Annotated in this window: 15 protein-coding genes and 1 riboswitch; of the genes, 6 read left to right on the forward strand and 9 right to left on the reverse strand. The window is 70.5% G+C overall.

Annotation, left to right across the window (positions count from 1 at the left end; all coding sequences use genetic code 11):
- The first annotated feature begins 126 nt into the window (after positions 1-126).
- Positions 127-1110 (forward strand): isopenicillin N synthase family dioxygenase, encoded by a 984-nt coding sequence (locus tag ACFY1U_RS36270; RefSeq protein ID WP_390698285.1) that lies wholly within the window; start codon positions 127-129, stop codon positions 1108-1110.
- Positions 1111-1113: 3 nt separating this feature from the next.
- On the opposite strand, the gene ACFY1U_RS36275 is transcribed toward ACFY1U_RS36270, so the two are convergent.
- Positions 1114-2181, reverse strand: coding sequence for an LLM class flavin-dependent oxidoreductase (locus ACFY1U_RS36275; RefSeq protein ID WP_390698286.1), 1068 nt, complete (start codon positions 2179-2181; stop codon positions 1114-1116).
- A 397-nt stretch (positions 2182-2578) separates the two neighbouring features.
- Between ACFY1U_RS36275 and ACFY1U_RS36280 the strand changes: the two genes are divergently transcribed.
- Complete coding sequence (locus ACFY1U_RS36280) at positions 2579-3607, forward strand: aldo/keto reductase (RefSeq protein WP_390698287.1); 1029 nt, start codon at positions 2579-2581, stop codon at positions 3605-3607.
- A 113-nt stretch (positions 3608-3720) separates the two neighbouring features.
- Here the strand turns inward: ACFY1U_RS36280 and ACFY1U_RS36285 are convergent, their stop codons facing one another.
- Positions 3721-4632, reverse strand: coding sequence for an NmrA/HSCARG family protein (locus ACFY1U_RS36285; RefSeq protein ID WP_390698288.1), 912 nt, complete (start codon positions 4630-4632; stop codon positions 3721-3723).
- Positions 4633-4736: 104 nt separating this feature from the next.
- Between ACFY1U_RS36285 and ACFY1U_RS36290 the strand changes: the two genes are divergently transcribed.
- Positions 4737-5522: a TetR/AcrR family transcriptional regulator gene (locus ACFY1U_RS36290; protein WP_390698289.1), complete on the forward strand. Its 786-nt coding sequence runs from the start codon at positions 4737-4739 to the stop codon at positions 5520-5522.
- Between the two features lie 70 nt (positions 5523-5592).
- Here ACFY1U_RS36290 and ACFY1U_RS36295 read toward each other — a convergent pair whose 3' ends face one another.
- The 7 genes from ACFY1U_RS36295 to ACFY1U_RS36325 form a co-directional block, all read right to left on the reverse strand.
- Positions 5593-6546 carry a phosphate ABC transporter ATP-binding protein gene (locus ACFY1U_RS36295; protein WP_390698290.1) on the reverse strand — a complete coding sequence of 318 codons (954 nt, stop codon included), beginning with the start codon at positions 6544-6546 and terminating at the stop codon, positions 5593-5595.
- Between the two features lie 24 nt (positions 6547-6570).
- Positions 6571-7506: a sortase gene (locus ACFY1U_RS36300; RefSeq protein ID WP_390698291.1), complete on the reverse strand. Its 936-nt coding sequence runs from the start codon at positions 7504-7506 to the stop codon at positions 6571-6573.
- A complete protein-coding gene (locus ACFY1U_RS36305) occupies positions 7503-10124 on the reverse strand; it encodes a hypothetical protein (protein WP_390698292.1) in 2622 nt (873 codons plus the stop codon). The genes ACFY1U_RS36300 and ACFY1U_RS36305 overlap by 4 nt, the downstream gene beginning before the upstream one ends.
- A complete protein-coding gene (locus ACFY1U_RS36310) occupies positions 10121-11791 on the reverse strand; it encodes a substrate-binding domain-containing protein (RefSeq protein WP_390698293.1) in 1671 nt (556 codons plus the stop codon). Before ACFY1U_RS36310 ends, ACFY1U_RS36305 begins: the two co-directional genes overlap by 4 nt.
- Entirely contained in the window at positions 11791-13053 is a 1263-nt protein-coding gene (gene pstA, locus ACFY1U_RS36315; protein ID WP_390698294.1) for a phosphate ABC transporter permease PstA, read from the reverse strand. Before pstA ends, ACFY1U_RS36310 begins: the two co-directional genes overlap by 1 nt.
- 4 nt (positions 13054-13057) lie before the next feature.
- Positions 13058-14062, reverse strand: a complete 1005-nt coding sequence (gene pstC / locus ACFY1U_RS36320; RefSeq protein WP_390698295.1) for a phosphate ABC transporter permease subunit PstC — start codon at positions 14060-14062, stop codon at positions 13058-13060.
- Positions 14063-14156: 94 nt separating this feature from the next.
- Entirely contained in the window at positions 14157-16211 is a 2055-nt protein-coding gene (locus ACFY1U_RS36325) for an Ig-like domain repeat protein (RefSeq protein ID WP_390698296.1), read from the reverse strand.
- A 564-nt stretch (positions 16212-16775) separates the two neighbouring features.
- Here ACFY1U_RS36325 and ACFY1U_RS36330 point away from each other — a divergent pair.
- The 3 genes from ACFY1U_RS36330 (at position 16776) to ACFY1U_RS36340 (ending at position 21385) form a co-directional block, all read left to right on the forward strand.
- Positions 16776-18002, forward strand: coding sequence for an acyl-CoA dehydrogenase family protein (locus ACFY1U_RS36330; RefSeq protein ID WP_390698297.1), 1227 nt, complete (start codon positions 16776-16778; stop codon positions 18000-18002).
- A gap of 286 nt (positions 18003-18288) precedes the next feature.
- A riboswitch (SAM riboswitch) is annotated at positions 18289-18397 on the forward strand.
- 259 nt (positions 18398-18656) lie between these two features.
- Positions 18657-20306, forward strand: coding sequence for an ABC transporter substrate-binding protein (locus ACFY1U_RS36335; RefSeq protein WP_390698298.1), 1650 nt, complete (start codon positions 18657-18659; stop codon positions 20304-20306).
- Positions 20303-21385, forward strand: coding sequence for an ABC transporter permease (locus tag ACFY1U_RS36340; protein WP_390698299.1), 1083 nt, complete (start codon positions 20303-20305; stop codon positions 21383-21385). Before ACFY1U_RS36335 ends, ACFY1U_RS36340 begins: the two co-directional genes overlap by 4 nt.
- Positions 21386-21388 lie beyond the last annotated feature (3 nt).

The raw sequence follows: 21388 nt of genomic DNA on the forward strand, positions 1-21388 counted from the left end.
ACGAGCCATGTGGCCACGCGCCCGTGGAGCGCCATGGGTGCCTCGCGCCCGGCCGGGCGCGCCGGACACCACCGCCCTCCGCACGTCCCTCCTCCGAACCCGCACAGCCCGCAAGGAACGCCACCCATGTCCCAGCCCGCCTCCCTCCCGGTGATCGACCTCTCCGCCCCCGACCGTGACGCGCTCCACCGGGCCGCCCGCGACGTCGGCTTCTTCCAGCTGGTCGGCCACGGCATCACCACCGCCGAACAGACCCGACTGATCAGCGCCGCCCGCGACTTCTTCGCCCTGCCCGAGGCCGACCGGCACGCCCTCGACAACCTCAACTCGCCCCACTTCCGCGGCTACACGCGGATCGGCAACGAGCACACCCAGGGCCGTCGCGACTGGCGCGACCAACTCGACATCAGCAACGAGCTTCCCGCCCACGTGCCGGCCCCGGGCGAGCCGCCCTACTGGTGGCTGGAGGGACCGAACCAGTGGCCTGCGGCCCTGCCGGTACTGCGGGAGGTCTCGCTGGAGTGGATGGACCGGCTCAGCGCGGTCGCCCACCGGCTGCTGCACGAGCTGCTCGCGGCCGTCGGCGGCCCCGAGGACTTCTACGACGACGCCTTCTCCGGCCACCCGCGCAACCACCTCAAACTGGTCCGCTACCCGGGGCGGGCCCCGCAGGGGGACGACCAGGGCGTCGGCGTGCACAAGGACTACGGCTTCCTGACCCTGCTGCTGACGGACGAGGTGCCCGGACTTCAGGTGGAGACGCCGGACGGGCAGGGCTTCATCGACGTGCCGTACCTGGCGGGAGCGTTCGTGGTGAACCTCGGCGAGCTGCTGGAGGTCGCGACAAACGGCTACCTCAAGGCGACGAACCACCGCGTGGTCTCCCCTCCCGGATCACGCGAGCGCTTTTCCGCACCGTTCTTCTACAACCCCCGCCTCGACGCCCGGATCGCCCCGCTCCCCTTCCCCGGCGCATCGGATGCGCGAGGCGTGACGGAGGACCCGGACAACCCGCTGTTCGCGGAGTTCGGCTGGAACGAGCTCAAGGGCTGGGTCCGCGCCCATCCCGCGGTGGTGAGGAAGCATCATCCGGAGCTGACCACCGCATGACGCTCAGCGCAGCAGGGGCAGCAACTGGTCTCCGACACGGCTGATCTCCTGCTTGTAGGGGGTGTCGGAGAGGACGAAGTGGGTGATGCCGAGCTTGCGGTAGTTCTCCAGCGCCGTGGCGACGTCGGCGGCGGAGCCGACCAGCCAGGTGGTCCCCGCTCCCCCGCCGCCGAACTTTCCGGGCGTGGTGTACAGGCAGGTGTCGAGCACCTCGCCCCGCGCGGCGAGGTCGAAGAGCCGCCGCTGTCCGACGGCGGTCCTGCGGTCCCCCGCCCAGGTCAGTTCCTTCCCGCCGTCCGCCGCCATCCTCGCGACCCGCTCCTCGGCCGCGTGCCACGCCTCCTCGGTGGTGTCGCGCACCACGGTGGTGATCCGCAGCCCGAACTCCAGCGGCGGGTGCCTGCGGCCCACCCGGTCGCTCAACTCCTTGAGCCGGTCGATCCGTTCGGCCAGCCCGTCCAGCGGCTCGCCCCAGAAGAGCTGGACGTCCGCCTCCGCCGCCGACACCCGCTCGGCGGCCTCGGACGCACCGCCGAAGTAGAGCGTGGGATGCGCTCTCGTACCGGTCGCGTACGGGCGTGGGGCGATGGTGGACCGGGCGACCTGGAAATGCTCGCCGTCGAACGTCACCTCCTCCTCGGTCCACAGCCGTCGTACGAGTTGGAGGAACTCCCTTGTGCGGTCGTAGCGTTGCGCGGGATCGCTGCGGGTGTCCCCGTACGCGGCGAGGTTGTCCAGTCCGCTGACGATGTTGACCAGGACCCGGCCGCGGCTGAGCTGGTCGAGGGTCGCCGCCGCGCTGGCGAAGTGAGCCGGCTGCCAGTAGCCGGGGCGGATCGCGATCAGGGGCTTGAAGGTGGTGGTCCGGGCGGCCAGGGCGGTGGCGACGGTGAAGGTGTCCGGGCGCCCCCACCCGGTTCCCAGGAGTGCGCCGCCCCAGCCGTGTTCCTCGGCCGTGCGGGCGAGGTCGGTGGAGTACTCGACGGAGCCCCAGCCGGTCGTCGTGTCGTCACCGCGGTGCCCCGGCTCGACGGTGTTGGGGATGTACCAGAGGAATTCCGGGCTCATCATGCTTCCGATCGCTGTGCGGGGTGGTGGCCGTCGGAGGGCGCCTCGGACACTGCGCGCGGATCGGTGTCGGACGCCCGGGGCAGCCGGACGTACGTCCTCTCAGGTCAAAGCGGACGCGACAGCACGCGGCAGTGGAACGGCGAAAGGCACCAGGAGGATCAACACTGGGCGCTGGACACGCGTACGAGGTCGACGCATCGCTCGCTGGTGAGCAGCAGGACCTCAGGCATGCGATCGAGTCTCCGAGTGATCGATCGGAATGTCAATGTGCCCGATCCGCCGCCGCACGCCGGTGCGGAGCCGCCCGCCAACTGCCGCGTCCGGCCTGGTTGTATTTCTCCTGTCTCCTGTCTCCTGTCTCCTGTCTCCCGTCCCCACCTGAACGGACCCTCCGCGCATGACATTCGGCGCCCCTTCCCACCGAGCGGCCGACGACCGCTACGAGAAGCTCGGCGACTACCGCAGGGCCGGCGCCTCGGGCCTCCGCCTCCCCGCCTTCTCGTTCGGCCTCTGGCAGAAGTTCGGCACCGACCGCCCCTACGCGACCCGGCGCGACATCGTGCTGCACGCGTTCGACCTCGGCATCACGCACTTCGACAACGCCAACCGTTACGGTCCACCTGCGCGCGCCGCCGAGAAGTTCTTCGGCACCGTGCTGCGCAGGGATCTCGCGCCCTACCGCGACGAGCTCGTCCTGTCGACCAAGGCCGGCAACCCGCTCGGCCCGAGTCCCTACCTGAAGGGCGGTTCCCGCAAGTCACTGCTGGCCTCGCTGGATCACAGCCTGCGCGATCTCGGCACCGACTACGTCGACATCTTCTACAGCCACAGCCCCGACCTCTCCACCCCGCTGGAGGAGACCGTCGGAGCCCTGGTGACGGCGGTCCGGTCAGGAAAGGCGCTGTACGCGGGCATCTCCAACTACACCCCTGAACGGGCCCACGAGGCTGCGGAGTTGCTGCGCCGGGCAGGAGTCCCGCTGCTGGTCCACCAGCCGCGTTACTCGATCTTCGACCGCACCCCGGAGCTCAACGGTCTGTTCGATCTCGCCGCCCGGGACGGCTTCGGCCTCGTGGTCTACAGCCCGCTCGCCCAGGGACTGCTCACCGACAAGTATCTCGACGGCACGATCCCCCCGGGCGCCCGCGCCCGCGACAGCGCCTTCCTGTCGCCGGACGCCATCGACGACACCTACCGGGAGCGGGCCACGGCACTCAACGAGATCGCCCGGCGGCGGGGCCAGTCGCTGGCGCAGCTGGCGCTGCAGTGGGCCCTGCGACAGCCCCAGGTGACCAGCGCACTCATCGGCGCGAGCTCCACGTGGCAACTGGACCACAACCTCAAGGCGCTGGAGTTCCCGCCGCTGACGGACGAGGAACTCAGCCTGATCGACCGGTACGGCGTCCACGGAACCGGCTCCCGCTGACACGTACACGGTCCACGTGCGTGGTGAGGCGGTGCGGGAATGCCCTGCGGGAGCAGTGCGTGAGTTGGCTGCCCTCGCAATGAGCGGTGCGACAGTCGCTCCGAGGCATTGCTTCACAGTCCCGGAGACGCGGTTTCGACGAGTCGCTTCCGCAAGGTGTCGGCACCGGATTCGGCGAGCCAGTGCGCGAGGGTCCGCAGTCCGGGATGGATCACCCTCAGCGCCTCGATGTCGGCGTGCCAGCGCGATCCGGCTGCCCAGCGTTCCCGCACCTGGGCGATCTCGGGGTTGAGTGCGGTGGCCTCGGCGTGGGTGATCTGCTCATAGCGCACGGTGACCCCGGTGGCCTCGCTGATCGCGGCGACCGCCTCGACCGGGGTGGGGGCGTCCCCGGCCAGTTCCAGACTCCGTCCCGCGAACCGGTCCGGCCGCTCGAAGGCCAGCGCGGCGAACTCGGCGATGTCCTCCACCGCGATGATCTGGACAGGTTCGTCCGGCGGGAAGATGTGCCGGTGCACGCCGTGGACGATGCCGTCCAGGCCGATGGCCATGGAACCGAGATAGTTCGACATGAACCGCACCGGACGCAGCACGGTCACCGACCGGATCCGTTCACGCAGGTAGTCCTCGATGCGTTTCTTCCCCTCGGATCCGCCCGGGCGACCCGGCGTGGACGCGACGCCGGTGAACACGACGTGCTCGACTCCCGCCGCGGCCGCGGCATCGATCAGTGCCCGGCCCCGGGCGAACTCCAGCTCCACGTCCGAGCCTGCCGGTCCGAACGCCACGGGCGGTACGGCGAACAGTGCCGCTGCCCCCTCCAGCGCGGCGGGCAGACTCGACGGGTCGTCGAAGTCGCCGCGCACGAGCTCCGCTCCGGCGGTTTCAAGTGTCTTGGCGGCGGGTGCGGTCGTGTCCCGCACGAGCGCCCGCACCGGCCTGCCGGCCGCCAGGAGCCGGTGTGCGGTGGCTCCGCCCTGCCGACCGGTCGCACCGGTCACGACGACCAAGCGGTCAGTGGTCATGTCGTCCTCCGCCCCGGGATGGTCGGTGGACAGGTGGGGTTGGACCCGGGGTCGATGTGGAATGCTCCACCCGGTTGAGTGGCAGGGACAAGGGATTACGTGACATGACGGCAGCTCCCCAGGACGCCGGCCGGGCCGATGCCCGCCGTAACCGCCGGAAGGTGCTCGCCGCCGCATCGCGGGCGTTCGACGAGCACGGCCTGGACGTCTCGCTCGGCGCGATCGCACGGCAGGCGGGGGTCGGCGCCGGCACCGTGTACCGGCACTTCCCCAGCAAGGAGATCCTGCTGGAGGCCGTACTCGCCCAGCAGCTCGACGACCTGGTGGAGACGGCTCGGCAGTGGGCGGCCCGCACCGACCCCGCTGCGGCATTCTTCGGCTTCCTCCTGGATGTCGTCGACACGTCCCACGGGCGCAGGCACACATGCGACGCCCTGACCACCGGGACGAGCTGGCCACGGCCGAGCCTGGCCGCTTCGGCGCGACGCTTCCGACAGGCCCTTGACCACATGCTTCGCGCGGCCCAGCGCGCCGGCGGCGTCCGCACCGACGTCAACACGGACGATGTCGCAGCCCTGACCGTCGGGTGCGCAACGATGCGGACCGCGCACCGCGACCGCAACGGAGGTGCCCGTATGGTGCGGCTGGCACTGGAGTGCCTGCGGGCACCCTCAGCCGTCACGCAAGGCCAGGTGTTTCGTGACACCCCCGGTCCTTTTCACACAGCGTCACAGTGCGAGGAATGCGGCGTCTGGCTCGAGCTTCGGCCCACCGGCCGGCCTGCCCGGTACTGCGGAGCGACCTGCCGGCAGCGAGCACATCGACGCCGCCTCGGCACGGCAGGCAGGTCTGATGGAGGACGAGTCGCGGGAACCAGAGACGTCGAGTAGGACGACGTCCTGGCTGCGAGGGACCGGTTCCGCGGCTGCCGAGCCGGTGTGAAGGCGCTCTGCGATCCGCTCAGCCGAAGCGGCCGTTGACGTAGTCAGCGGTCCGCCCGTCCTGCGGGGAGTTGAACATGGCGTCGGTCGGGCCGTGTTCGACGATGCCGCCCGGTTCGCCCTGCTCCGCGAGGAAGAAGGCGCACACGTCTGAAACCCGGGCGGCCTGCTGCATGTTGTGGGTCACGATGACGACGGTGACCTCCTGCGCCAGTCCCTGGATGGTTTCCTCCACGCGCCGCGTGGACGTCGGGTCGAGCGCCGAGCACGGTTCGTCCATCAGCAGCACCCGGGGCCGTACCGCGAGTGCCCGTGCGATGCACAGGCGCTGCTGCTGGCCGCCGGAGAGCGCGCCACCGGGCTGGCGCAGCCGGTCCCGGACCTCGTTCCACAGACCCGCGCGGATCAGGCACTCCTCGACCAGCGCGTCCTTGGCCGCACGGTCGGCCTTGACTCCGGTCAGCCGGAGACCGGCCACCACGTTGTCGTAGATCGACATGGCGGGGAAGGGGTTGGGCTTCTGGAACACCATGCCGATGTCCCGGCGTGCCTGGGTGAGCCTGCGTCCCGGCGCGTACAGGTCGGCGCCGTCCAGCAGCACCTCGCCGGCGAAGGCCGCGCCGCTGATCAGTTCGTGCATGCGGTTGAGGGTGCGCAGGAAGGTGGACTTGCCGCACCCGGACGGGCCGATCAGTGCCGTGACCTGGCCGGCGGGCATGGTCAGGGAGACGCGGTCGAGCACCTTGTGGCTGCCGAACCACGCGGAAACGCCGCGGGCGTCGAGTTCTGCGGGGCCGACGCCCGCGGTCGGACCGGCACCGGTCGTGAGGCCAGGCGTGCGGACGGCGGGCTGCTCGGCCGTCTCTGCCTCGGCCCCCGCAACTGCCCCGGCTTCTGCCCCTGCGTCGTCCTCGACGGTGTTCAGTTGTCTGGTCTCTGCCGCCTCTTCGGTGGCGGCGGTGGTGTCGGTCATGGGTGATCCTCAGTCCTGGGCGGGTCAGAGCAGATTGGGCAGGAGCCGGGTGACTTGTTCCGCCACCTCGAGGCCGATGGCGCCGAGCAGTCCGGTGAACACGATCCAGGTCTGGCGGCGCCCCCAGCGGAACCAGGACCAGACCGCTGCCGCGGAGCTTGCGGCCAGCGCCTGGAGCCAGAGCAGCACCTGCCACCAGACGACGGAGTCGCCGCGCAGCGGGAGTTCGCTCGACGGGAGGGAGTCGGGGACGATCCGTAGCGCCGGTGTGTCGGCTGCGGCGCCGACCAGGTCGGCGTCGAGACGCAGCACGCCCTTCGGGAGGTACGGCGGCCCGGTCGCGGTCATCAGGACGACACGGCCCTTGCCCGCGGCCGGTGCGGCCGGGGCTCGGTCGCCGGCGTGGCGCTGGTCGAGGACGCGGAAGGTGAAACGTCCCTGGCCCGTCGTGATCCGGAAGGTGTCGCCGGGGGTCAGGTCCTCCAGGTGCCCGAAGGGGGCCCCGTAGGCGGCGGCGCGGCCCATGATCACGCTGGTTCCGGCCTGGCCGGGCAGCAGGGTGTCCCTGCGGTGGCCGGGGCCCTTGGCCAGCACGTCGGAGTCCGTGCCCTCGAACACGACTTCGTGGACGTGCAGTTTCGGGATCTCCAGCAGCATCAGCGGTGTGCCCGGCGTGAGCAGGTGCCCCTGCTGGTCGGTCTGGGACACCGCCACGGTTCCGGCGGCCAGCTCGCCGCGCAGTTCGTCGAAGCCGACCGACTGGGCGGCGCGGTGCTGCAGCGGGCTGAGCAGGACCAGTTGGGCGCAGATGCCGATCAGCAGCACGCTGATCGTCAGCAGTGCGCCGGCGGTCACGAAAGGGCCGAGCAGGGCGCGCTTGCTGCCCTTGGCCGCCTTGCCCCCGGGGGCCGGACGTACGACTTCCTCCGTCCCGGCGGGCTTGTCGATCGTCGCGGTCACCTCTGGAACCTCCCGCCGAGTCGGCGAGTCGTACGGCGGACGTAGGCCTGCGCTCCCGACAGCGCGGCGGCCGTCCCCCGGGGACGCCAGCCGGCCGCGAAGGGCGCGATCAGTCCGGCGACGGCGCCGAGCCCCGCTCCGACGGGCAGGGCCAGGCGCAGTGGAACCGACGGATCGGCCGGAGTGAGACCGCTCGCGGTGCTGATCAGGTCGGGAGCGGTGCTGCCGTGCGGGGCGGTGGAACTACCCGCTGGGGAGGCGGTGGTGCCGGTCGGGGTTCCGGTGGTGGCACCGGCACCACCGGTGGCGGTGTCCGCTCCCCCGGTGCCTCCCGTGCCGCCGCCGGTCGCGGAGCCGGTCGTTCCCCCACCGGCCGTGGTGGCGCCCTTGTAGGACTGCAGCGTCTTCGCGGCCGCGAGCGTCCTGGCGCGCTGTTCGCTGCCGAGGGGTGCGTAGCCGGGCGGCAGGTCGCCGAGGTCGATGCCGGTGCGCTGGCCCGCCCGCACGGCGTAGCGCAGCAGCGCGGCGTAGCTCTTTCGCTCCGCCGGCTTGACCTGCCCGGGGCGGACCACCGCGTCGATCAGCATGGTCACGGGGTATGCCCCGGTCCGGGAGGCGGTGACGGGCACGACGGCGGGGCTGCCGGCGGCGGAGGCGGCCGCTGCGGTCAGGGACGCCGGGGTCGGGGCGACGTACTTGCCGGCGGTGTTGCGCAGACTGGCGGTCTGCAGACCGTAACGCGCGGCGGATGCCGCGTCGGTGACGACCAGTTGAAAGCGCTGGCCGACGTTCTGGGGGCCGGGCGACTTCCACACCGGCGGGTTGGCGTTCGCGTCCCAGCTCGACTTCCACAACTGGTCGCCGCGGCGCGCGTGCTGGGCGGCGAGGAGCATGTCGTCCACGTAGGGGTGGAAGTCGGTCATGCCCTGCTTGACGGTGGCCTCGGCGGAGCCCGGCGGGATGGTGGTCCACGGGTCGGCCTTGGGGTAGTCGTCCCGGTCCGCGGTGAAGCCGTAACCGGTCGGGTTGAGGTCCGCGTTGGTGCTGTAGTACGGGTTGACCTGCGTGCCGTACTCGTCGGGTACGCCGGCCAGGAAGCGCCGGGCGTTCTTGTCGGCCAGGACGTAGTTCCACAGTTGCCGGGCCGCGTCGGTGTGGCCCAGTGCCACCTCCAGGTCGGTGTCGGTGCTGGGGTTCTCGGCGATGGACTGGTGGGCGTATTCGGGGTTGAGGGCCAGGAACTCCGGGTCGGACAGCAGGCCGGCGGGGTTGTTCTTCGCCCAGCCGTAGCCCTTGGCGGCGGTCAGGGTGGCGGTGCCGCCGGAGTAGAGCGTCCTGACCGCTCCCCAGGGGGAGTTGCGGTACGACTCGGTGAGCAGTTTGGCGATCAGCCGCGGAGTGAGCTTCATCGAGGTGAACCGGGTTCCGTCCAGGGCCTTCTGGTCCTTGGTGGCGGTGGAGCCGGGTTGTCGTTCGATGGTGAAGCCGACGACCACACCGGAGAGCGCGACCGGGGCGTAGGTCACCTTGCCCGTGGGCGGGGTGGTGCCGTCGTCCGAGCCGAGCGGCCGGGTGACGAACCCGAGGGTGTCCGCGCCGGAGGCGATGCGGGCGCGGGTGTCGGCGTCGCCGAGCTGGGTGAAGCCGTAGATGGTACCGGTGGCGCAGAGTTTGGCCTGCCAGCTGGTCATGGCCTCGGCGACGAGTTCGCTGCCGATGGTGTCCTGCTCCTCGGCGCCGATCTTGCAGGAGGCGCCGACGGGGTTGAAGCCGAGCTTGACGGCGATGCGGTTCTTCCAGTTGGTCGAGGACACCGGTGAGCCGGCGTTGACCTGGGTCTGGTCCTCGTAGGGCTTGCCGTCGAGGTCGAGGTGGCCCTGCGGGACGATGACGAGCCAGCAGGAGCGGCCGCTGACGGTGCCGTCGGCGTGGGTGACCGGGGCGCCGCAGCCGAGTTGCGGGGCCTCGTTGGCGGTCTGGGTCTCGAAGATCTCCGAACCGGTGCCGTCCGCCTCGGTTCGGGCGAAGTCGATCTCGTTGGTGGTGGAGTGGTTGAAGAGCTTGTTGTTCTGGGTGCCGCTGGTGACGACGGTGCCGTCGACCGCCTTGAAGGGCACCTCGCCGAGGCCGTACGGCATGGCGGAGCCGTAGGTGTCGTCGTCCCCGTAGTGGCCGGGCCTGGCCCGGTAGACGACCGCGCGGGTGTCGTCGTCGCCGTTGCCGGGCCAGTTGGAGCGGTCGGTGGTGGGCGAGGCGCCGTACTCGCACTGGGTGCGCGGCGGGCCGGGGTTGCCGGGGACGGTGCCGTCGTCGTCGCCCCAGCACTGCATGATCTGGACGAAGTCGGTGTTGAACTGGCTTCCGGCGAAGGTGGTGGGTGTGCCCCCGGACCAGGAGACGGTCACGGCCCGGTCCGTGAGTCCTTGGGTCTGGCTCACGGTGAACTTCATGCCGGCGAACTCGCCGCGCCCGGAGACGGTGACGGCGGAGCCGGTGGCCGATGCCCCCTCCTCGGGCGCCGCGCCCGCGCCGGGTGCCACGGCCACGGAGACCAGGGCGCCCACGAGGGCACCCGCGGTGGCTCCCACGAGCATGCGGAAGAGCTGACGTGCCCTCACTTCTGCTCCCCCTTGTCGCCCCTGGCCGTGCCGGCTCTGCGGCCGGCCAGGACGTGCGCGGTGACCGCGGGCACCACGACCACCACGAGCAGGGTGATCGCGGCCAGGACCATCAGGGTCTGCCTGCCGCTCCAGCCGTCGTCGGCCGACAGGGAGACCGGCGAGGCCAGCACCGTCGTGGCCCCGCTGCCGCCGGCGGCGGACGCGTTGACGATCTGACCGGTGTCCGGGTCGACGCTCGAACCGCTCGAAGGGCCGGTCGACCCGGCCGCTCCCCCGGTGGCCGCCGTACCGCCGCTCGTGCCGGCCCCGGAGCCAGAGCCACCGGCGGTACCGCCGCCGGGCGAGGAGCCGCTGTTCGCGGTCGTCTGCCTGGCGCCGCCCGAGCCGGTGGCGCACTGTTGGGTCGCGCCCTGCTTGTCGCAGGCGGGCGGCATGGGCGCGGTGGTGGCCAGTCGGTTGGTGCCGTCCGCGCTGAAGGTCGGGTTGTTGCAGCCCTTGACGTTGATGTTCTTGGCGACCACGCCGGGGATCTTGCGGATCTGGTCGAAGCCCGCCTTGACCAGGTTGATCGGCAGCGGGGAGTAGCCGAGTTCGGGCGCCTGTTGCTGGCCCTGGCACATGAAGTAGTAGGAGAACGCGCCGAGTGTCGTGCCCTTGGCGGTGGTGAAGGTCCCCTGCACCCTCAGCGGCAGGATCATGTACGAGTAGCTGGAGAGCACGTAGGAGCGCGGATCGCTGTCGGTGTAGACGGAGTCCAGGTTCTGGGTGAGGTAGTCCGCGGAGCTCTTGTTGGTGTTGATCTTCGCCTTGAGCAGCGACACCGCGACGTTCTGCGGGGTCGGTTCGGTGTAGTAGCCGGCCGCGTTCAGCAGTTTGGCGACGGGGTAGTGCGCGTTGAGGGCGTAGGAGTAGTTGACGTACCCGATGGAGCCCTCGCCGTAGCCCTGGGAGATGTAGCCGGCCACGCCGAGGTCGCCGGACTGGGCGATCATGCCGGTGACGGTCGGGTAGTACGAGGTCTCGCCGCAGGCGTTGCTGCGGCCGACCTTGGCGCAGTACGCCTTCCACAGCGCGGTCTGCCGCTTGGCCATCCAGAGCGTGAACTGGGCGGAGGCGCCGGAGCCGTCCGAGCGGACGACGGGCACGATGGCCCGGTGGGGCAGCTTCAGGCCGGGGTTGTCCGCCCGGATCGAGGAGTCGTCCCAGTAGCGCACGGCGGCGGTGAAGATCCTGGTCAGGGTGGGCTGGCTGAGCCGGAGGTTGGTGACGCGCTGACCGTTGATCGTCAGGTGGTACATGAAGGCGGTGCCGCCCGCCACGATCGGCATGTACGCATACGACCCGGCCACCGGCCGCTCCGGGGCGGAACCGTCCGTGGGGTTGGTCTGGAAGGGGATGTCCGAGACCGCGAAGTCCGTGGTGCCGGCGAGGAACTGCTGGCGGCCGTAGGAGGAGCCCTGCGGGGTGTACGAGATCTGCATGCCGTACTGCCGGACGTCGCGGCGCCACTGGTCGACGGCGTTGAAGGCCCAGCTGGAACCGGCTCCACTGATGGGGGTGTAGCTCGCGGCGGCCGCCGGGGCGGCGGCGCCGAGCAGCAGCGCCGCGGCCAGGACGAGCGCCGCGACGGCGGCTCGCGGGATGGAACGTATCCGACGGAGCATCAGTCCACCTCGGTGGGAGCGGGGTTCGAAGTCAGGGTGGCGGTCGGGCCGTCGACGGCCCTGGCGGCTGCCTCGAAGCGGTCCAGGTCGTGCCGTGAGCGGCGGGCCGCACGCCGGGTCTGGCGGGGGCTCAGCTGTCCGGGGCCGCGGCCGCCGACGACGCGGGCGAGTGAGAAGAGGAGCAGGACCAGCGCGAGCAGCACCAGCGCGGTGCCGAAGGCGCGGGTGATCATGGCCGGTTGGGGCGACCTGACGAAGGTGAACACGGCGAGCGGCAGGGACATCATGGGGCCGTGGGTGGGATCGGCGTTGAGCGCGGCCGTCGCGCCGGCGGTGAGGAGGACCGGGGAGGTCTCGCCGATGCCGCGCGCGGTGCCCAGGATGACGGCGGTGGCGAGTCCGGAGCGCGCGGAGGGCAGCACCACGTGCCACACGGTGCGCCAGCGCGGGGCGCCCAGTGCCTCCGCGGCCTCGGTGAGTGTGCCGGGCACCAGGCGCAGCACGACGTCAGAGGCCCGGATCACGATCGGCAGCATCATCACGCTGAGGGCGAGCCCGGCCGCCAGGCCCGACTTCTCGAAGCCCAGCATCAGGATCCAGCTCGCGTAGACGAAGAGGCCGGCCACGACCGAGGGCAGTGCGGTCATCGCCTCCACGATGGTGCGCACGAAGCGAGAGAACCGTCCCGGTACCTGGCCGAGGTAGACGGCGCAGGTGATGCCCAGCGGGATGGTGACGGTGAGGGCGATGGCGATCTGGATCAGAGTCCCGGCGACGGCGTGCTTGACGCCGCCCACGGTGACCGGGTCCAGCGGACCGGCCGCCTGCATGTCCTGGGTGTAGAAGCTGCCGTGCGGCAGGGCGTGCCAGCCGCGGGCCGCGGTGAAGCCGATGACGAGGACCAGGCCGGCGAAGAGCAGCGCGGCGGCAGAGCCCAGGACCGCGGTCAGCAGCCGGTCGCGCACAGCGGGCCCGGCGGAGGTTCCACCGCCTGACGCGTCCATCCACACCAGCACCGCGTAGACCAGCAGGAAGACCAGATAGGCGACGACGGCGAAGCCCAACGTCCCCGACAGCGGTGCCAGTTGGCCGAAGAGCAGCCAGGCCAGGGTGAGGCCGGTGGTGGCGGCGCCGCCGAGGGCGAGCAGGTCGTCGCGGCGCGGTCCGCCCAGCCGGCGGTGCTCCTCGGGCTCCTGAAGCGGCTCGGGGCGCGGCACGACGGTGGTGGTGGGAGCCGGAGGCTTGTCCAGCGTGGTCGTCATGGGCTCAGGCCTCGCTCTGTGCGCCGGACCGGGAACGGGCCACGATCGAGGACGCGGTGAAGTTGACCACCAGGGTCAGCAGGAACAGGGCGAGTCCGGCCGCCATCAGCGCGGAGACGCCGAAGGCGGAGGAGTCGCCGTAGTGCAGGGCGATCAGGGAGGAGACGGAGTTCGAGCCGGTCTGCAGGATGTGCGGCTGGATCGTGAAGACGGGCGAGATGATCAGGTAGACGGCGATGGTCTCGCCCAGCGCGCGGCCGAGTCCGAGCATGGTGCCGCCGATGATGCCGGCGGCCCCGTACGGCAGGACGACGCTGCGGATCATGCCTGCCCGGGTGGAGCCGAGCGCGTACGCGCCCTCCCGCTCCCCGGCCGGTGCGCGGCCGAACACCTCGCGCATCACCGAGCACTGGATCGGCGCCACCATCAGCGCGACCACGATGCCCGCGACGAACGTCGAGGCCGTGTACACGCTGGCGGAGGCGAGGGGGTCGTCCGGGTGTGCCCCGTCGACGCGCAGGAACGGCAGCCAGCCGAACCAGGTCGACAGCCATCGGGACAGGCCGATCACCTTGCTCTGCAGGAAGAACAGCCCCCACAGGCCGTAGACCACCGACGGCACGGCGGCCATCAGGTCGACCAGCGCGACCAGGGTGCGCCGCAGCCGGGCCGGCGCGATCTCGGAGATGTACAGCGCGGTGCCGAGCGCCAGCGGCACCGACACCACGACGGCGACGGCCGCGATCAGCAGCGTGCCGGTGAGTACGGCGGCGATGCCGAAGTCATGGGTGTCGGGTTCCCACCGCTCCGTGGTGAGGAAGGAGAATCCAGCGGTGTGCAGCGCCTGCAGGGCACGCAGCAGCAGGAACAGCCCGACGGCCGCCATGATGGCGAGCACGGCGAGACCGGAGCCGCGCAACGCGCCCCGGAAGATGCGGTCACCGGTGCCCCGTGCGGTGGACAGCCGCCGTGGCGTGTCCTCGCCCGGCGCGGTCAGCGGGTGGCCCAAGGTCCTCGTGCTCCTTCCTGGTTTCGGCTGTTTCGGGTACGGCGGCGCCCGGGGCCGGAGCCGGCGTGCTGCCGGCTCCGGTCCTCGGGGGTGCTCAGTAGCTGGTGATGCTGATGCTCTTGGACTTGGCGTTCACGTAGCCGCTGCCGCTGTAGCGGATGCTGAGCGTGTGTGTGCCCTTGGAGAGCGTGGCGATGCTGATGGTGACCTTGCCGCCGCTGAGGGTGCCGCTGCCGACCAGCGTCGAGCCGTTGTAGATGCGGATCCTGCCGGTCGGGGTGGTGCCGGTGGCGCTCACCTTGACGGTGATCACGGCGTGCCCGGTGTGGCTGACGCGGGTCGGGGCGGTGACGGTCAGCGTCGGGGTGGCCTTGACGACGGTGAAGGTGACGTTCTTGCTGGAGCCGGCATGAGCGCTGTCGCCGCCATAGCGGATGCTCAGGGTCTTGCCGCCGACCGCGCCGAGCTTGGTGGTGGCGACCTTGACGGTGGCCTTGCCCGAGGTGTTCAGGGTGGCGGAGCCCACCTTGGTTGAGCCGTAGTAGGCGGCGACGGTGCCGGTCGGGACGGCGGCGTCGCTGTGGCCGACGGTCACCGCGACCGACTCGGTGGTCCCGTAGGCCGGCTTGGCCGACGAGGCCGTCGCGGTCACGGTTGTGGCCGTCTTGACCGTCGCGGTGGTCGTGGTGGCGTCGCTGTTGCCGTTGATGTTCGCCGCGTAGACCGTGACCGTGTACGTGCCGGCCGCCAGGCCGGTCAGGCTCGCGCCGGTGGTGGAGGCCGCTATGTCCTTGTAGGCGTAGCCGCCGACGGGAGCGCCGGTGCCGTCCTGGACGGTGACGCGGTAGTCGCTCACGGTGGCACCGGCGGCGGGGGCCCACGACAGCTTCAGCGTGCCGCCGCCCGGCGTCGCGGTCACGGTCGGGGCCGCGGGGACGGCGGCGGAGAGGTTGCCGTCCTCCAGGCCGCCGCGCTTGACGTGCTTGTTGGTGGGGTCGGCGACCCCGTTGTAACTGACGTTCAGAAAGCCGAACTTGGCGATCACGGACTGGGCGGCGGCGGAGTCCAGCGCCGCCGTGTGGCTGTCGTCGGTCACGAAGACGTCGTAGAGGGCCTTGTTGAAGAAGACGCTGGTCGGGTCGATGGCCCGCGTGGAGACCACGTTGGAGACGTCGCGGCCGAAGGTGGTGTCGGCGAAGAAGTCGGCGTTGGAGGAGATGGTGCCGTCACCGTTCTGGATCACCGGCGCGGTGTAGGTGCCGCTGTTCTCCTCGTCCAGCGAGCCGATGAACGCGCCGCCCGTGACGGCGGTCGAACTGCGGTCCGGGGCGGTGCCGTTGTGCTGGGCGACGAAGCTGGCGACGGAGAGCGGGACGATGTCGCCGTCGTTCTCGATGACGCTGTTCAGACGGTTCTGCTGGACCGCCTTGCCGTCGTGGTCGAGCGTGTCGACGTTGCTGCCGAGCTGGGCGTCGGTGACGCCGATGGCCTTCTGGAAGAAGGAGCGGGTGCCGGAGCCGGAGTTGGGGATGAACGGGTGGAGCGTCACCCCGCCGATCTCCGTGAGCGCGCCGGTGTAGATGTCGTGCAGCTGCTGCTTGGTGAGCTGGGCGAGCGCGGAGCCCTTGGCCGCGTAGTCCACGGCGTCGCGGGCGAAGGGGATCGCGGTCAGCGCGGTGCCCGAGACGGCGGGCGCGCTGGTGTTGCGGGCGAAGTCGATCTGGTCCTGGATGCCGACGGTGCCGTCGCTCTGAGTCGATGAGACCGCGTAGTTGCCGCCCCCGACCGAGTCGCTCAGGGCGAGGCGGCCGGCGTTGGCCCCGTTGGGACGCAGGAACTTCGGCCCGCTCGTCCGCGTCTGGATCTGCGAGGTGGTGGAGCCGGTGCCCGGCTCGGTCGCGTCGTAGGACGCGAGGGTGTAGCCGTCCGCGGTGACCGCGGTCGAGGCGTAGCTGGAGCCGTTGACGGTCTCACCGGCCAGCGCGTCCAGGACGTCCTGGGTGACGTCCGAACCGACGCCGACGAGCTGGTGGGCGGTGATACCGGCGCCCGGGTCGGCGTAGGCGCTGGTGGAGGTGAGGGCGAGCGGGGTGGCGAGCGTCGCGATGACGACGGCGGTGGCCACGGCGGAGATACGTCTCTTACGCATGGGTGAACTCCTCGGAAGGCGTGCCCGCCAGGTCGGCCGCATCCGAGCGGGGGCGCGCGGAGGCGGTGGACGCGGGCAGGGGAAAGCGCGGGAAGGCGGAAGACCGCGGGTTGAACGACCGGAAGCGACACGGTTGGTGTCGGCCGGACGTCCGGGAGGGGAGGAAAGTGCCTTGGCGTGCCCGCGCACGTGGGGGTCACGGCCGGGAGGAGTGAGCGCGCGTGTGAGTGTCGGTCCGACTCAGCAGCAGGCCACGGCGACGCTCGGGCAACAGCTGGCGCTGCCCACACGCATCAGATCGACGGCGCGACGCCGAGTCAGCGCCGGGAAGATTGTCCGGATCACGGCGGGAACAGTAGCAGCGGCCTTCACAGAGACAACACAAGTCGGCGACTATCTCGCATGGCGATACAGCATGGGCGAAACCTGAGGCTTTTACCCCGGTTTGCATACGCCGGTTTCGAGACAGGTTCGCCTTGCCGACCTGCACATTCCCTATAATTCCTATCGGATTACTAGGAAAAGACGGGTCACACTCCAAAGACGCTTGAGGAGACCACCACCATGGGCGTTACCACCACGCCGTCCCCACCCGCCTCGGCGTCCGACCCGACCGGGCCCGGCCGCGCTCACTGGTTGCGCGTGGCCCACGAGATCGCGGACGACCTCGCCATCGACGCTGCGGCCAGGGAGCAGGCGGGCAAGCCCCCCTTCGACGAGGTGTCCGGACTCCGTGAATCCGGACTGCTGAACCTGCTCATACCGGCCGAACTCGGCGGAGGCGGCGCGGACTGGCCCACCGCGTACGCCGTGGTCCGGGAGATCGCCACCACCGACGCCGCGATCGCCCAACTCCTGGGCTCCCACTACTTCCTGTCATGGAGTGCGCGGTGCTTCACCGAGCCCGACGCCGCCGCCCGGATCGAACGCCGATCCGCGACGGAGCAGTGGTGTTGGGGCGGCGGTTTCGCCCCTCGGGACTTCCCACTGACCTTGACCAGGAAAGGGAGGGGCTATGTGCTCGAGGGCCGGCAGAGCTACGCGACCGGAGTTCTGGTCGCCGACCGCCTCGCAGTGCGGGCCGAGCGGGCGGGCGACCGCGAACCAGTCGCCGTCGTCGTCACTCCCACGCATCCCGGCGTACGGATCGACGCCGCGGAAGCCTTCGGACAGCGGCTCGCGGCCGGAGGTGACGTGGAATTCGACGCCGTGCCCGTCACCGTCCACGATGTCCTCGGCTCACTCGCCGCCGACGACGACATGCTGTCACCGTCGGCCGCTCTGGCCTCGCCGATCGGGCGCCTCCTGTCCGTTCAACTCCTTCTCGGCCTCGCCGAAGGCGCACTCGCCGAAGCGCGCGAGTACAGCAGGGCGGGCCAGTCGTCCTGGCGCTCCTCCTGGCCGGACGGCTCTCCCCAGGACCCGCACGTACTGACCACCTACGGGGAACTCACGATCCTCACCCGCTCCGCCGCCGCGCTCGCCGATCAGGCACTGGCAGCCGTACACAACGGGCTGGCCCGCGCCGAAGACCTCACCTACGACGAGTATGCGGACATCTCAGTCCACGTGACGATGGCCGAGGCCGCCGCTTCCAGGGCCGCGCAGGAATCCACCAGCCGCGCCCTGGACGTCGTCGGCTCCCGCTCCGCAACCGCACGGCTGGGCCTCGACCGCTTCTGGCGCAACGCCCGGGCCCACACCTTGCACAGGCCCGTCGCCCACCAGTTCCGCGACGCCGGGGACTACTTCCTCAATGGTGCCCACCCCCCGTTCGTCCTGCCGGCCTGACCCGGAGACCAGGAACGCCGGATCAGTGACAAGGGCCACAGGCCGTCGACCGCGGAGAATCACACGCCGGCAGTCCCGCCGGACTGTCGCCCAACTTCCCACGGTCCTCCAGGAATTGCTGGGCAACTACCAGTCCACTCCGCCCCGCGGATTCGTCGCGGGTCGGCATCCGCACGAGTGGCTCGCGACGCGGACGGCAGTGGGGTCGCACCAGCCGGGGTCGACGGATGTTCCTGCATCCAGGCCGTCTTGACGCCCTGTGAAAGTTCGATCTACGGTGTGCGCGAGCTACGAGTTCCGGTGATCAAGCCCTGGCTGGCCGGACGGCAACCCTCGACGCAGCGGGGTGCCCCAGGTGAAGGCTCGGCGGATCTCTCTTTCTGCAAGTGCGCTCACACCGGCCCCGAGGCGGGCCAGAACCCAGGAGGACGGCATGGCGACAGCCTTCATGACGTGCCCCCGGCGCCATGTCGACCTGCTGCTGGTGTCCAGCTGTCTGTGTACGGGCTGACCCCGCCCTCTCCGGGCCGGCGGCGGCCCCGCCGCCCGTTCGTTTGACCCTCTCCACCCTTTTTCTCACGTGACCTCGCACGCCATGGCACACCTGTGCCACGGCTGCCTCACGCACCCCTGACGCGGAAGCAGACACTCCTGATGGCACTGAACAACGGCCCGACGCCGAACAGACCCCTTCGTTCCGGCCTGGGCGCGATATCCCTGGGCACGGCGTTCCTGGTGGCGCTGACCGGCTGCACCAGCAGCAAGGACGGAAGCACTGCGAGCTCCGCCGCGGCGATCACCATCGGTACGACCGACCAGGTCACCAGCCTCGACCCGGCCGGCGCCTGGGACGCGGGGTCCGGCACCATCGAGAGCGAGGTCTACGCGACCCTGCTCAGCCAGAAGTACGGCTCCGCGGAGGTCTCCCCGGACCTGGCCACCGGGATCAGACTGACCGGGCCCAAGGAGTACACGGTCACGCTCAGGAAGGGCCTGAAGTTCGCCAACGGCCATGAACTGACGTCGTCCGACGTCAAGTTCAGCTTCGACCGGGACCTGAAGATCGCCGACGAGAACGGCCCGTCCTCGTTGCTGTACAACCTCGCCTCGGTCGCCGCCCCGGACCCGACCACGGTCGTCTTCACCCTCAAGTCGGCCAACGACACGCTGTTCCCGCAGGTACTGTCCACGGCCGCCGGCTACATCGTGGACGAGCAGGTGTTCCCCGCGGACAAGATCCTCGACGACAAGGCGATCGTCACGGCCAAGCCGTGGAACGGACCGTACGGCATCAGGAGCTACGACAAGAACTCGCTGGTGTCCTTCACCGCGAACGCGGACTACAAGGGCCAGTTGGGCACACCGAAGACCAAGAACGTCCAGCTGAAGTACTACACCGACGCCAGCAACCTGAAGCTTGACGTCCAGCAGGGCACCATCGACGCCGTCTACCGCACACTCACCACCGCCGACCTGGACGACCTCGCCAAGCAGAAGGGCATCAAGGTCCACACCGGCTCCGGCAACGGCATCCGCTACATCGTCTTCGACTTCACCACCCAGCCGTACGGCACCAAGACCAAGAACGCCGATCCGAAGAAGGCGCTCGCCGTCCGTCAGGCCGTCGCGGACTCCGTCGACCGGGCCCAACTCGCCCAGCAGGTCTACAAGAACACCTACCAGCCGCTCTACAGCTCCGTCCCGGACGGCCTGACCGGGGCCACCCCCTCCTTCAAGTCGCTCTACGGCGACAAGAAGGGCGGCCCCGACAAGGCCGCGGCGGCGGCCCGGCTGAAGGCGGCGAAGGTCACCACCCCGGTCACCCTCAACCTCCAGTACAACAGCGACCACTACGGCTCGTCCTCGGCCGACGAGTACGCCCTGATCAAGTCCCAGCTGGAGGCCACCGGCCTGTTCAAGGTGAACCTGCAGTCCACCGAGTGGACCCAGTACGGCAAGGACCGCGTCAAGCACCTCTACCCGCTCTACCAACTGGGCTGGTACGCCGACTACTTGGATGCCGACAACTACCTCTCGCCCTTCTACTCGGCCAACAGCTGGGTCGCCAACGCCTACGACGACTCCGCCGTGCGCGCGCTGATCAAGAAGGAGGAGACCGAGACGGACGCCGCGAAGCGGACCGAGCTGCTGAAGCAGGCGCAGGACAAGGCCGCCGCGCAGGTGCCGCTGCTGCCGCTGCTCCAGGGCTCCACCGCCATCGTCACCCGCACCGACATCAGTGGTGTGCCGGACGAGCTGGACGCGACGTACCAGTTCCGCTGGGCGGGGCTCTCGACGAAGTGAGCGCTCTGACGCAGGAGACCCCCGGCGCCGTCGCCTCTCCGGCCGACGGCGCCGCCGGGTACGGCTTCGCCCGCTACCTGGTGGTCCGCTTCCTCCTCATCATCCCCACCGTCCTGATCCTGGTCAGCCTGGTCTTCTTCCTGATGCGGCTGACCGGCGACCCGATCAGCGCCGCCTTCGGCGACCGCCTCACCCCGGACCAGCTCCAGGCCAAACTCCACCAGGCGGGCTATGACCGGCCGTTGCTCACCCAGTACCTGGACTACCTGCGCTCGCTGGCCACTGGCGACTTCGGCCGCACGGTCACGGACAACCAGCCGGTGACCCACGTGCTCGGCACCTACGGCGCCGCGACCGTCGAACTCGCCTGCTACGCCCTGCTGGTGGCTCTGGTGGTCGGCGTCCCCCTGGGCATGGTGGCGGCCTCCCACCGCGACCGGGCACCCGACGCGGCCCTGCGCCTGTTCGCGATCCTGACCTACGCCACCCCCGTGTTCTTCGTGGGCCTTCTGCTGAAGCTGGTCTTCGCCATCTGGCTCGGCTGGCTGCCCTCTTCGGGGCGGGCGAGCACCGGCGTGCAACTGTTCCTGCAGGACCAGACCAGCACGACCGGCGTGTATCTGATCGACGCCCTGCGCAGCGGTGACGGCACGGCCATCGCCGATGTCCTCCGGCACGCCGTACTGCCCGGACTGGCCCTGGGCCTGCTCGTGGCCGGCGTGCTGCTCCGGCTGGTGCGCACGAACCTGATCGGCACGCTCTCCGCCGACTACGTCGAGGCCGCCCGCTCCCGTGGCGTGGCCCCGCTGCGCCTGGTCACCCGGCACGCCACCCGGCCCGCGCTGATCCCCGTCGTCACCGTGCTCGGCCTTCAGATCGCGGGCCTGCTCGGCGGGGCCGTGCTGACCGAGACCACCTTCGAGTGGAAGGGCCTCGGATACGAACTCGCCCACTACCTGACGGTGCGTGACTTCCCGGCGGTGCAGGGCATCGTGGCCCTCTTCGCCGTCGTCGTCGCGGTGACGAACTTCCTCGTCGATGTCGCCGCCGCGCTGATCGACCCGCGAGTGAGGTACTGAGTC

The sequence above is a fragment of the Streptomyces sp. NPDC001351 genome, assembly GCF_042896045.1.
Classification (GTDB): domain Bacteria; phylum Actinomycetota; class Actinomycetes; order Streptomycetales; family Streptomycetaceae; genus Streptomyces.

Coding starts and splice junctions, on each gene's coding strand:
- ACFY1U_RS36270 (WP_390698285.1), top strand. CDS start 127: ATGTCCCAGCCCGCCTCCCTCCCGGTGATCGACCTCTCCGCCCCCGAC.
- ACFY1U_RS36275 (WP_390698286.1), bottom strand. CDS start 2,181: ATGATGAGCCCGGAATTCCTCTGGTACATCCCCAACACCGTCGAGCCG.
- ACFY1U_RS36280 (WP_390698287.1), top strand. CDS start 2,579: ATGACATTCGGCGCCCCTTCCCACCGAGCGGCCGACGACCGCTACGAG.
- ACFY1U_RS36285 (WP_390698288.1), bottom strand. CDS start 4,632: ATGACCACTGACCGCTTGGTCGTCGTGACCGGTGCGACCGGTCGGCAG.
- ACFY1U_RS36290 (WP_390698289.1), top strand. CDS start 4,737: ATGACGGCAGCTCCCCAGGACGCCGGCCGGGCCGATGCCCGCCGTAAC.
- ACFY1U_RS36295 (WP_390698290.1), bottom strand. CDS start 6,546: ATGACCGACACCACCGCCGCCACCGAAGAGGCGGCAGAGACCAGACAA.
- ACFY1U_RS36310 (WP_390698293.1), bottom strand. CDS start 11,791: ATGCTCCGTCGGATACGTTCCATCCCGCGAGCCGCCGTCGCGGCGCTC.
- pstA (WP_390698294.1), bottom strand. CDS start 13,053: ATGACGACCACGCTGGACAAGCCTCCGGCTCCCACCACCACCGTCGTG.
- ACFY1U_RS36325 (WP_390698296.1), bottom strand. CDS start 16,211: ATGCGTAAGAGACGTATCTCCGCCGTGGCCACCGCCGTCGTCATCGCG.
- ACFY1U_RS36330 (WP_390698297.1), top strand. CDS start 16,776: ATGGGCGTTACCACCACGCCGTCCCCACCCGCCTCGGCGTCCGACCCG.
- ACFY1U_RS36335 (WP_390698298.1), top strand. CDS start 18,657: ATGGCACTGAACAACGGCCCGACGCCGAACAGACCCCTTCGTTCCGGC.